Annotated in this window: 11 protein-coding genes; 3 read left to right on the top strand and 8 right to left on the bottom strand. The window is 65.8% G+C overall.

Annotated elements, in window-relative coordinates; all coding sequences use genetic code 11:
- Positions 1 to 575 precede the first annotated feature (575 nt).
- The 3 genes from AB0N75_RS18640 to AB0N75_RS18650 all read left to right on the top strand — a co-directional run bounded on the left by AB0N75_RS18640 (position 576) and on the right by AB0N75_RS18650 (position 3570).
- Positions 576 to 1109, top strand: coding sequence for a hypothetical protein (locus AB0N75_RS18640; protein ID WP_364652433.1), 534 nt, complete (start codon positions 576 to 578; stop codon positions 1107 to 1109).
- A 313-nt stretch (positions 1110 to 1422) separates the two neighbouring features.
- A complete protein-coding gene (locus tag AB0N75_RS18645; RefSeq protein WP_241914112.1) occupies positions 1423 to 1683 on the top strand; it encodes a GlsB/YeaQ/YmgE family stress response membrane protein in 261 nt (86 codons plus the stop codon).
- Positions 1684 to 1881: 198 nt separating this feature from the next.
- A complete protein-coding gene (locus AB0N75_RS18650; RefSeq protein WP_364652434.1) occupies positions 1882 to 3570 on the top strand; it encodes a formate--tetrahydrofolate ligase in 1689 nt (562 codons plus the stop codon).
- Positions 3571 to 3671: 101 nt separating this feature from the next.
- Here AB0N75_RS18650 and AB0N75_RS18655 read toward each other — a convergent pair whose 3' ends face one another.
- The 8 genes from AB0N75_RS18655 to AB0N75_RS18690 all read right to left on the bottom strand — a co-directional run.
- The gene (locus tag AB0N75_RS18655) at positions 3672 to 4772 is read right to left on the bottom strand and encodes an acyltransferase (RefSeq protein ID WP_364652435.1); all 1101 of its coding nucleotides are present in this window, start codon (positions 4770 to 4772) and stop codon (positions 3672 to 3674) included.
- Positions 4773 to 4860: 88 nt separating this feature from the next.
- On the bottom strand, positions 4861 to 5946 hold the full coding sequence (locus AB0N75_RS18660; protein WP_364652436.1) for an inositol-3-phosphate synthase: 1086 nt from the start codon (positions 5944 to 5946) through the stop codon (positions 4861 to 4863).
- Positions 5947 to 6080: 134 nt separating this feature from the next.
- Entirely contained in the window at positions 6081 to 6758 is a 678-nt protein-coding gene (locus AB0N75_RS18665; protein ID WP_364652437.1) for a DUF6766 family protein, read from the bottom strand.
- Between the two features lie 81 nt (positions 6759 to 6839).
- A complete protein-coding gene (locus AB0N75_RS18670) occupies positions 6840 to 7271 on the bottom strand; it encodes a hypothetical protein (RefSeq protein WP_364652438.1) in 432 nt (143 codons plus the stop codon).
- Between the two features lie 69 nt (positions 7272 to 7340).
- Positions 7341 to 8588, bottom strand: coding sequence for a DUF6716 putative glycosyltransferase (locus tag AB0N75_RS18675; RefSeq protein ID WP_364652439.1), 1248 nt, complete (start codon positions 8586 to 8588; stop codon positions 7341 to 7343).
- Positions 8585 to 9697, bottom strand: a complete 1113-nt coding sequence (locus AB0N75_RS18680; protein WP_364652440.1) for a hypothetical protein — start codon at positions 9695 to 9697, stop codon at positions 8585 to 8587. The genes AB0N75_RS18675 and AB0N75_RS18680 overlap by 4 nt, the downstream gene beginning before the upstream one ends.
- A 10-nt stretch (positions 9698 to 9707) precedes the next feature.
- The gene (locus AB0N75_RS18685; RefSeq protein WP_364652441.1) at positions 9708 to 11054 is read right to left on the bottom strand and encodes a polysialyltransferase family glycosyltransferase; all 1347 of its coding nucleotides are present in this window, start codon (positions 11052 to 11054) and stop codon (positions 9708 to 9710) included.
- A partial coding sequence (locus AB0N75_RS18690) for a glycosyltransferase family 2 protein (protein WP_364652442.1) occupies positions 11051 to 11966 on the bottom strand: 916 nt, incomplete at its 5' end. The genes AB0N75_RS18685 and AB0N75_RS18690, both read right to left, overlap by 4 nt.

An 11966-nucleotide genomic window follows, 5' to 3' on the forward strand; every position in this document is an offset into this window, starting at 1 on the left:
GAGCAAAACCCGCACAAGTGTCCACCAAGCCCTGAGACACAGTGTCTACACAGTCATGAGACATAACCGTCCAATAAGTCATGAGACTTCACAGCTGCGACACGCCGCCGATAGCCGCAACTATTCGCCACTCGATGAGCTGCGGGCCTTCCGCGCCGTTGACCCTTGGTGGTTGTGGCCGACCGTTGCGCCATCGTGCTGCGGCGTGTTGCCGGGGACACGCCGGTGACAAGGCGAAAACACCAACAAGTTCCGCGAACTGGCTAGGCAGAAGCAGGGGTAGTCGGGTAGCTTAAACACGTCCGATTGAGCTTTCTCAATCAGGAGAGTTGGATCCGGACGGTTTCTATTCGCGCTATCAAGAAAGGGAGGTGGGATCTGTGATGATGACCAAGACGCCGGGCGGAGTGTTTAACTCCTTCGCCGCGCTCCGACGACCCGCCTCCGCCATTTCTGCGCACTAGAACTTCGCTGATTGGGCCGGTTCATGTCATGAACCGCCGTTTTTCCTCAATCGCCGCATTTCTCTAGCTCTCCCGCGCGGAGGCCTCAACTTCTCTTTGAGGACTTCGCTAATGAGCACCCTTACCGCATTTCCTTTTGCCCACGTGGCCGCCCAAGCCGGTTCTTTAACGACCGCCAGGGGATCCGCGCCGGCAGCCGATATTCCCGTGGATTCCGCGATGTTTCCTGCCCGAAGTCCCATCCATTCCCGAGAGGAAACCCTCATGAAACCGCTGGATGCAGCTCTATCGCCTGCACCCGACCGATCCATCCGTCCGTCCGAACCGCGCTCGTCCGACGAGGGGCAGCGCGGCCAGCTGATCAGCGCCGGAAGCTTGCGCTCCCTTGATACAGCCAGCGGTCCCGGAGGCAGCGTTGCCAGCGGTGCCGGCTCCGATACCGCCGACTCCGTCCGGCCTGCGCCAGCACAAGCCGCAGCACCGGCGATGCCGAATTTCCTGGACAGTCAGGAGGTGAATGCCATGATCCGCAAGCTCCGCCAAAGCGTCTCGCTGTGGAAACGAATACAGAACGTGCGTGTTGATGATCAGCGCTTGGAACAAGTACGCGACGATTTGCTGTCGCACCAGCAGCTCATCCGCTGAATTTCCAGCCAAGCAAGTGCAAATTAAGTACGCCGTCCTGTAGGGGGCACATTCGCGAGGAGGATCCGATGAATCACATTGGACCCGATGTAGCTTCAGGCCCGCGCCGGGTTGCTGCCCGGCGCGGGCTTCCGCCTTTAAACAGTCGGGCGACTGGCCGGCTTCCGCTCCGCCGCGGACCCGTGAATCTTGTCTTGTTTGCGCGGCTGGCGACGCATCCGGCCCGGGACTGCACTGGGAACACTGATGGAACGTTTTGCCTCGGATCCCTAAGTATGCTTATCGTAGATGTATCGCAACCTGAGGAGGCAACATGATCGGTTTTATTATCGCGGGGCTCGTTATCGGAGCGCTTGCTCGCCTTATCAAGCCCGGTAAGCAGAACTTGGGGCTTCTGGCCACGCTGCTGCTTGGCATTGTCGGAGCGATCATCGGCGGTGTCATCGCCAACCTGCTGGGCACCGGTGACATCTTCGAGCTGAACGTCCTTGGATTCATCGTCGCGGTCGTCGCAGCGGTGCTCCTGATCGGGGTGGCCGAGAGCCTGTCCGGTCGTCGGGCGGTCCGCCGCTAACGGCTGAAACACCAAAACACGTAAGTGGCCTGCCGCGCAATCGCGCGGCAGGCCGCTTCTGTGTTGGCCGTGATGAAGACGTTGCAGCAACCCTTGGATTTTGCCCCGAGATGACCGGTGACGGCGGCGTTGGCGGCTGATACGTTGGCTGTGGCAGCACTGCTGCCCACCTAGCCATGCGAGGGAAGAAGGACGAAGATGTCTGAACCGGCTCCGCTGACCGATCTGGAGATTGCCCGCCGCGCTACCTTGCGGCCCATTGCCGAGATTGCCGAGGCGGTGGGGATACCGGCGGAGGCTGTGGAACTTTACGGCGGCTACAAGGCGAAGATCGACCCGGCCAAGCTCGGCGCGGGCTTCGAGGAACCCCGCGGCCAGGTGGTTCTGGTGACGGCGATGTCGCCGACTCCGGCGGGCGAGGGCAAGTCAACGCTGACGGTGGGACTGGCAGATGCGCTGGCTAAGGCCGGCCACAAGACCATGGTGGCCATTCGGGAACCCTCGCTAGGCCCGATTTTGGGCATGAAGGGCGGGGCGACCGGCGGCGGCTATTCGCAGGTGCTGCCGATGGACGACATCAACCTGCACTTCACCGGGGACTTCCACGCCATTACCTCGGCCAACAACGCGTTGATGGCGCTAGTGGACAACCACATCTACCAAGGCAACGCCCTGGGCATCGACCCGCGACGGCTGACGTTCCGGCGGGTGCTGGACATGAACGACCGGGCGTTGCGCCAGGTGGTGATCGGGCTCGGCGGCCCAACCCAGGGCGTGCCGCGCGAAGCGGGCTTCGACATCACGGTGGCTTCCGAGGTCATGGCCGTTTTCTGCCTCGCGTCGGGACCGGCCGATCTGAAGGCCCGGCTGTCGCGCATCACCGTTGGCTACACCTATGATCGGCAGCCGGTGAGCGTGGCGGACCTGGGTGTGCAGGGCGCCCTGGCCATGCTGCTCAAAGACGCCATCAAGCCCAACTTGGTGCAGACAATCGCCGGCACGCCCGCGTTCGTGCACGGCGGTCCGTTCGCCAACATCGCGCACGGCTGCAATTCGCTGCTCGCCACCCAGACCGCCCGCCGGCTCGCGGACGTGGTGGTCACGGAGGCCGGGTTCGGCTCGGATCTGGGCGCGGAGAAGTTCATGGACATCAAGGCCCGGGTCGGAGGCTTCGCGCCGTCGGCCATCGTGGTGCTGGCAACCATCCGCTCCCTGAAGATGCACGGCGGCATCCCCAAGGACCAACTCAAGGAGCCGAATCTGGAAGCCGTCCAGGCCGGCATCGCCAACCTCGAACGGCACGTGGACAATGCGGCCAAGTTCGGCCTCACTCCGGTGGTGGCCATCAACAAGTTCACCACCGACAGCCCCGAGGAACTGGACTGGGTGCTGAATTGGTGCCGACAGAAGGGCATTGAAGCCGCGGTGGCCGATGTCTGGGCCCAGGGCGGCGGCGGAACCGGCGGCGACGCGCTGGCCGAAAAGGTGGCGCAGGTGCTGCAGCAGCAACAGTCCTTCTCACCGCTGTACGACCTGGACCTGACGGTGGAGAAAAAGATTGAGACCATCGCCCAGCAGATCTACGGGGCGGACCATGTGGAGTTCACCCCTCCGGCCCGCAAGCGGTTGGCCGAGATCGAGTCGAACGGCTGGGGCAAACTGCCGGTCTGCATGGCCAAGACGCAGTACTCCTTCACCGATGACCCCTCGATCCTGGGGGCGCCCAGCGGCTTCAGCATCACGGTGCGCGACCTGATCCCCAAGACCGGCGCGGGCTTCATCGTGGCTCTGACGGGCGACGTCATGACCATGCCGGGACTGCCGAAGGAACCGGCGGCGGGCCGGATGGACGTGGACGACGACGGCGTCATCACCGGACTCTTCTAGAGCCGCTAGGGTGGTTCCTCGGCTCCAGCCGAGGTCCCGCCCCTGGTGGTTCCCTGGCTCCGGCCCGGCCGAAGGCTCCCGTGTTCTAACGCCTCCTGCGTTCAGAACACGCGGTTCAGCACCGGAGTCCGCAGCGCCAGCAAGGTCAGGGCGAAGGAGCCGACGGTGGCTATGAAGAACTTCAGCGACACCAGCGCCAGCGTGGGCTCCTGGTCGGGGAAGACGTGGAACGTCAGCCAGGTCAGGAACAGGTAGTGGCAGAGGAACACCCCGAAGGAGGCGTTCGAGAGCTGGATCAGCGTCCGTCCCAGCCAGCTGGCCGGCTGCCACCCGGCCAGCAGGTGGTACGTGGCGGTGAAGATGCAGAGGGCTGCCGTGGTCACGGCCAGCCCCACATAGCTCGACGGCGTGATGATGTTGAGCAGCGGGGTGGAATCCTTATTGATCCAATGCCAGATATTGAAGACGGAGAGTACGACGGCGGCGCCTCCTGCCGCCATGGCGGCACCGCGGGGGACGCGCAGTTGCGTGATGACCCAGCCCGCCATGAAGTATCCGAGGTAGGGGAACCATTGGGTGAGGATGTTCCACGGATACTCCCAGCCCCACTCGAACTGGATGCTGGCCGCCTGCAGGCTGAACAGAGACAGAGTCAGCACCAGCACGGCGCAGGCCGCGGCCGCGGCGCGCTGCAGCGGAACCCGGTTCAGGTACCCGGCCAGGGGCGGCGCCACCAGGTACAGGCCCAGGATCAGCCACAGGAAGTAGAGGTGCGGATACACCTGGGTGTCGAAGACTGACACCAGCACCTCGCGCGGATCCAGTTCGCGGCCCAGGATCAGGTAATTGCCTATGAAGATGTAGACCAGATGCCACACGACCAATGCTGGCACCAGCCGCAGCGCGCGCTTCCGGTAAAAGGCCTTGGCTCCCTCGGTATGCGCCCGCGGAGCCAGCACCAGGGCACCGGAGATGGCGACGAAAACCGGCACAACCCAGATGAAGGCGATGTCGATGATCGCTGCCGGCAGCCAATCGGGCTGCGAGCGGGCGTCGTCGTCGCCGGCCAACTCGCCGAAGGAGTGGATGGCCACCACTCCCACAATGCTCACGATGCGCAGGATGTCCAAGGCATAGTTGCGGCGCGGGCGGGGGGCCGCTCCGTCAAGCTGCCCGGAGGGGGACGGGGAGGGTACGGCCATGGACCCAATCTACCCGGGCACCGTTGCCGCCCGGGCAAAGGTTAAGGGGCCGGTCCGTGGCGGACCGGCCCCTTAACTGGGGTGCGTCTTAGTTGTCGGACTCGCCGCGGATGAAGGCCTCGACCTTCTCGCGGGCTGTCTCGTCGTCGTACTGTTCCGGCGGGGACTTCATGAAGTAGCTCGACGCCGACAGGATCGGTCCGCCCACGCCGCGGTCCAGAGCGATCTTGGCCGCACGGATCGCGTCAATGATCACGCCCGCCGAGTTCGGCGAGTCCCAGACTTCGAGCTTGTATTCCAGCGAGACCGGGGCGTCGCCGAAGTTGCGGCCCTCCAGCCGAACGAACGCCCACTTGCGGTCATCCAGCCAGGACACGTAGTCGGAGGGGCCAATGTGCACGTCGTCGTCGCCGAGAACGGCAGAGGTATTCGAGGTGACGGCCTGAGTCTTGGAGATCTTCTTGGACTCCAGACGCTCGCGCTCGAGCATGTTCTTGAAGTCCATGTTGCCGCCGACGTTGAGCTGGTAGGTCCGGTCCAGGACCACGCCGCGGTCTTCGAACAGTTTGGCCATCACGCGGTGCGTGATGGTGGCACCGATCTGGCTCTTGATGTCGTCGCCGACAATCGGAACGCCGGCGGCGGTGAACTTGTCCGCCCATTCCTTGGTCCCGGCGATGAAGACCGGAAGCGCGTTGACGAAGGCCACGCCGGCGTCGATGGCGCTCTGGGCGTAGAACTTGGCTGCCTGCTCGGAGCCGACCGGCAGGTAGCAGACCATGACGTCAACCTTGGCCTCGCGCAGCGCGGCAACCATATCCACGGGCTCGTCGTCCGACTCCACGATGGTCTCGCGGTAGTACTTGCCCAGGCCATCCAGCGTGTGCCCGCGCTGCACCTTGATGCCGGTGGGCGGGACGTCGGCAATCTTGATGGTGTTGTTCTCGCTGGCGCCGATCGCATCGGCCAGATCCAGGCCAACCTTCTTGCCGTCCACATCAAACGCCGCGACGAACTGCACGTCGTCGACGTGATAGGCGCCGAACGCGACGTGCATGAGTCCGGGGATCGTTGCGCTCGGGTCGGCGCCACGGTAGTAGTGGACGCCCTGGACCAGCGAGGCCGCACAGTTTCCAACACCGACGATCGCTACCCGGATGGGGTTCTCTGCCACGGTTCTCCTTCGAAACACTTCTGTCTGGCCGCCACGCCGATGGCGGGCAGCCTATCCAGTCTACGCCGTGTTTCAACGCCCCGCCGGGCCGGAGCATTCCCGAGACGGCGGCGCTCTTTCCGCAGCGGCCAGGGCTACCCGCTCACCCCGGTGGAATCGTGCGGCTGTCCCACCGGCTTGGATTCGGGCGAACCACGCTGGCGCAGGTAGACGGACAAGATCACCATGGACCAAACGGCCAGGAATTCGGATTGCCAGTTCTGCAGGGTCCGGTTCCAGAACTCCGGGGAGCCCACATACTCACCCCAGCTGCCCGGATCCTGCAGGTTGCCGATCTGGCTCTCGGCGAAGGCACTGAAACCGCTGATCGACTGCACCAACCAGGACGCCACGAAGATGGCGCCCATGACCAGGCCCAGCGAGTTCGAGAAGACTTTGGCACGCCAGCCGCCCGCCTTGGCCCACTTGGGTGAATCCGGCCGTGCGAACCGGGCCAGGAGCTGTTCCTTGTCCGACTCCTTGCCCCGCTTGTCCAACTCCTTCGACTCGGGTGAGCCTTTCTGCACCAACCAAATGCTGATCAGGATCAGCAGCAGGAACTGGAGGTATTCGGACTGCCAGTTTTCGGAAACGTCTACCGCAAAGCTGGACGATGCCACGTACTGCCAGAACGAGATGGTTTCCAGACCGGAGGCGATCTGCTCCTCATTGAAGGCGGCAAGCCCGGAGAACGCTTGGCCAATCAGCGAGGCGCCGAACAGAAGGCCGAAACACGTGCTCAAGCCGTTGGTGAGCAGCGGGTTGTGTTTCATCGGGCCATCACCCCGATGGCCGTCATGTAAATCAGCCCGGCGGTGATGACTCCCAGCAGGATCCAGAAGGACCAGCGCATCTCAGCTCCCGTCCACTTCGCAGTCGTACGGGCGTTCGCCCCGGAAGGTGCAGCCCGCGCCGAGGACCTTCCAGCGGTCGCCCGATCGGGTCAAGAACATGGTGTCCGTGTCCAGCACCACCTGGGCGTTCCGCCCGTACGCCTGGCTCCAGGTCACCTTTCCGGCAGCGGGCAGATCCAGCTGCAGGATCTTCCCCGAGCAGCTGCTGGGTTCGTCGCCCTCAATCTCTTCAACCGCCACCGGGGCCAGGAAAGCGCACGCCGCGGCCCCGTCGCCGGCTTGGACCGCGGCCAGGAACCCGCTTGCTGCGGCAGCGGCATCCTCACTGCCCGGGTTCAACGATGCACATCCGGCGGCTCCGAAGGCCAGCGCCAGGAGAGCTGCCAGCGGCGGAAGGCGCCGCAGCCGCTGGCTGAAACGACTCGTATGCATTTTTCCTCCTGCCCGGTCAGTACCCGGACAGCAAAGGTTCCAAACGGTGCCCCGCTGAGCGCTTGTCGATCAGGCAGGCAGCCGGCGGGCATTGCGCAGCCGCCGCACCAGCTTCAAGGCCGGCGAAGGCAGCACGGTGCGCAGCTTCGAGCGCATCTTGCGGCGCTGCACCGCGGCCAGCCGTTCCGGATCCGTCACCAGTTTCCCGGCCCGGGCCCGTTCGGCGAAATTCACCAGCAGCTCGTCCAACGGCACGGTTGGGGCATGGAAGTAGTTGTCCCGCAGCCATCCGTGGTCGGGGTGGCGGAACCGGCCGGCCACCAGATCGTCCAGATTCCCCACCAGCCCGGAACCGTCGAAGACCTTGTTCAGCATCTGCTCGGAGAGGCCGAAGTCGTCCAGGATCAGCACCGGCAGGCCGGCGTCGAGCGCCTCCAGGGCGGCCGTGGAGCTGACCGTAACCATGGCCGCGGCCGGCGTGAGCTGAGCGGACATGGGACCGGTGCAGAACTCCAGCTCGTGCCCGCCGACGGCGCGGGCCGCCACCAGATCCGCCCAGAGCTGGTCGAAGGGGTGCTGCTCCAGGTGGGTCTGCGGCTCGCCGGCCCAGGCCCGCAACTTCACCCGCACCGACAGTTCCGGCCGCCGACGCGCCAAGGCCGCCAAGGCCTGCAGGATGGCCACGCGCTGGTCTCGCTCCACCGGAACCTTGGCCTGCGGAGCGAAAACCACCGAACGCAGCGGGACCGGCTGCGGTTCCGGACGGCCCGGCGAGGCCAGGAACGGCAGCCGCGAAACCAGGATCCGCTGCGGCAGCCTCATGGTATCGGCCAGATCGCTGAACGCGCGGCATTCGGCATGACTGTGCGTGACGAAGGCGTCGCCGAGGGCGCGGTAGTGCAGCGCCTTGCGGGTGGCCGGGAAAGCGACGCCGGGCAGTGCTGACAGCAGCGCCGGCCGGCGCGGCAGCCGGGAGGCCTGCGTAAAGACTTCTTCCACCACGGGTCCAGTGGCCGCTGCCAGCACGACGTCGGCGCCCGCCAAGGCGCTCTTCAGCGCCGACGCGGGGATCACCCGGGGCGCCTTGCCGGCCAGGAATGTCCCGGGGGTGGCTGCCTGGATCTGTTCCAGCGTGGGCAGGATGGGGGAGCGGACCAGCAGCACTTCGCGCTCCCAGCCCTCGCCGAGGGATTCCAGCGTGGCGCAGGCAAACTTCAGGTACGAATCGCTGTCGGCGACCGCCAGCACGCGGAACGGGCGGACCGGAGTGTTCCCGCCGACTGCGGACTCGGCCGTGCTGTGCGGTCCCAGTGTCATCGCTTGCCTCCATCGCGCAGCGAACTGCTCAGGTGCCGGCGCAGTTCTTCCGTTGTCTCCGGCAACCACCAGTCGCCCGGTACCGGCTGTCCTTTCAGCGGAACGCCGGACGGGGTCAGGATCAGGCGCAAGGAGGCCAAAACCGTGGAGGGCAGCGCGCGGACAACCTGCCCCGGCCGCAGCCCGCGCAGGCGCATTTCCACCGGAATCGTGTGCTGCTTGACGCGGATCATCGGGTGGGCGTCCAATTCGTTGAGCAGGTCCGGCTGTTCCCGGCGGTGCGGGAAATAGGCCACCGGTCCTTCCTCGGTCAGCGACCGCACCCAGTCCTTGTACGGCTGGGGCCGGATCAGCTTGTCGGCGGGCATGGCCGAGCCCACCACGATGGTTGGTTCGTGGATGGTCTCGGTGACCGGCTGGGTGCCCAGCCACTCAAACCGGTGCCGTTCCAGATGGCCGCCGAGGGCCCTGAACTTCTTCTCCACGGCGTCGGGCACAGACAAAGCGGTGAACACCAGCAGCCGGCCCTGGCTCGCCATCCGGCGCAGGGTCCACCACGTGGCCAGGCCCAGCGCCTTACGCCGCATGGTCGGCACGGCCCGCGGACGGATCAGCGGCGTGGGCCCGTCGCTGACCAGCATCTTTAGCAGGCTCAGTGTTGCCAGGCCGTCGTCCACAATGACCAGTTCGTCAGCGACCACGCCGCGCAAGAGTTCGGTCTGCACCTTGCCCGAATAGGCGTCGCCGGTCACCCAGCGGTCCAGCTTCCGGCTGCGGACGGCGGGCAACGCGGACGACGGCGGTGTGAACCGCACGCCGCTCGGTACCTGTGCCATCAGCGACTTCAGCGTGCTGTCCATGCCGACGGCGTCGCTGCGCGGGTGGATCAGGGTTTCCTGTCCCAGCAGGCCGGCACCGTGGGCCTCGACGGCGCTGAGCAACTGCAACGGCGACTCGGCCCAGACGGCGGCGCGGCCGAAGCGCGGACGAACCAGTTCGCTCCGGTGCCCCGGCCTGGCGACGGATCCGGGCTTCGGGTGGGCCAGCCTGCGGTCCACTACCGGGCCCATCTGGGGGAGGAACGCTGCCGTGATCGCTGTCTGTGTCATCACGTCCGCCTCACGAAGCGACAGCCGATTTGAGCTTGCGGACGGCACGTCGGCCCATCCGTTCAACCCTCGCCAGCGGACGCGCGCCGATTGCAGGGGGCAGGCCGCCCGGCAGTTGAAGCTTGGTCAGCCGCCGCCGCTTGAAGTAGCGCATCTCGGGTCCGTCCTTGATGCTGAGCAGGTAAGTTTCCGCGCCGGGGCGGGCCAACGCCAGCGTATCCGGCTGCATGCAATACGAGACCGCCTCGACCAGCGGCTGCAGACGCCGAGCGGCCGGAGTGCCCGCGCCTTCCTGGTCCGGCGCCTGGACGTCCCGTTCCAGCACGGCGTCGATGATGGTGACCGGCACGCGGTTGCTGTTTTCGTATGGACTCAGCCGCTCCAACAGCAGCGCCGTCCCGACGGCTGCGGCGTCGAAGTTGAACAGATATTTGGCTGTCAACAGGGCCGTGGAGAAGCAGCTCACCACCAATTGCGGTTCAAGCCGCTGCATGACCACTTCGGCCGGGGCGGAGGATTCCAGGATGTCCAGCTGCATCCCAAGTTCCCGGGCCGAGGCCTCAATGGAGCGGACGGCTCCCGGCCCGGCACTGGGGTGGGGTTTGAACACGCAGTGCCGGATTCCCCGGGCTTTGGCCGTTTCGATCATCCGGCGGTGAAGCGTCACTTCTTCCTCGGCCGAGAGGATCCCCAGATCGGCCAGGTACTGGCCCAGCAGCAGGGCCGTTCCGGCGCCGTGCCGGGCTGCCGGAAGGGCAAGCGGCGGCAAGGACCGGTCCAGTTCTTCCATGGCTCGGCGCAGCGCAGCCGGATCCACCGGAACCAGTTTCGGACCGTGTTCGCGCAGCAACTGCGGGCGCAGGCCCGGAACCAGGTCAACGTACAGCAGGGAGTCCAGCCGCTGCGCCACGGCCAACGGGACGGGGTTCCGGGTGGGGCCGTAGCTCATCAGGCCGTCCGAATGCACGGAGACCCTGGCGCTGGCGAAGATACGCGCCAACGCGATCGCGGGGTCCACCTGGATGGATTCGACGTAGAGGTGCACCGGGTCGCCGCCCAGTTCCCATTCCGAACGCAGCAGTCTCTGCCACAGGTCAAGGTCTTGCTCACGGGGATTGAACTGGCCGGGCCGGCGGGGCCAGAGCAGGCTGCTCAGGTCCACGACGCGGTCAAATCGGCCGGCCGCCTCGGTGAACCCCGGGGACTCGTGGAACGGAACGCTGATTTCCGGAATCATCGCGTTGTTGGTCAGCACCAGAATGCGTTCATTGTCCGTCTGCGGCAAGGCGGCGTCGTCGATGGCCGCTGCCAGCGAGACGCACTGGTACAGCGTTGAGACGACAAAAAGCTCTTTCACTTCACTGCTCCGATTGCTGATTCCAGCGTCTTGCACCGGCGGTCGCCCAGCGACTGCAACCCGGCCGCGACCGCGTGGGCCGGAAGGCCGGCCACGGCAGCGCGCAGGCCGGACGTCAGCTCCTGGCGGACGGGCCGGGTCATGGAATCCGACCGATCGAGGTGGTGGCACGCGATGGCCAGGAACTGCCGGATGGCTTTGGGCCGGAAGCGGTCTGCCTCGCGGTCTTCCGCCACCAACCGGAAGACTTCGGCGTAGCTGCGCAGGAAATCCAGCTGCCGGCGGTCGAAGACCTGGCTCAGCGACGTCGCGACGCCGCGTCGATAGAACGCGCCCAATTGGTCCGAGACCGCATAGGAAGCTGCCTGCAGATGCAGGCGCCAGATCCAGGGACGGTCTTCGGCGGTATGCAGGCCGTCGAGGAAGTGCAGCAGGCCGGCCTCTTTGAGCGCGCCGTCGAAGATGCCGAAGGGCGCAAACGGGTAGTCGACCATGGTCGAATCGTCCGAAGGCCCGATGTCGCTGCGGGGATCGAGGGCGACGCCGCGCACCGCTTGCGGGGCCCGGTGGACGGTCCGGACTCCGTTGGTGTGGCGGATGTGGTCCACCCGGAGGAAGTCCACGCCCAGCTGCCGGATTTCTTCGGTAATCCGGGACAGATGCCGGGGGGCGTACCAGTCATCCGGATCGAAGAAGGTGATGTACCGTCCCGTGGCGGCGTCCAGACCCTGGTTGCGCGCCGCGGCCAGGCCGCCGGCGGTGTCTTTGCGGTGGATCTGCAGGCCGGGGAGCCGGCCGGTGAAGGCGGCGGCCAGCTCCCCGGTCCCGTCGGTGGAACCGTCATCGATGACGATGATTTCCATCACCGAGGGATCATCGAACTGGCGGGTCAGGCTGGTCATCGCGTCGCGG

This window comes from Arthrobacter sp. NPDC089319, assembly GCF_040684925.1.
Lineage (GTDB): Bacteria > Actinomycetota > Actinomycetes > Actinomycetales > Micrococcaceae > Crystallibacter.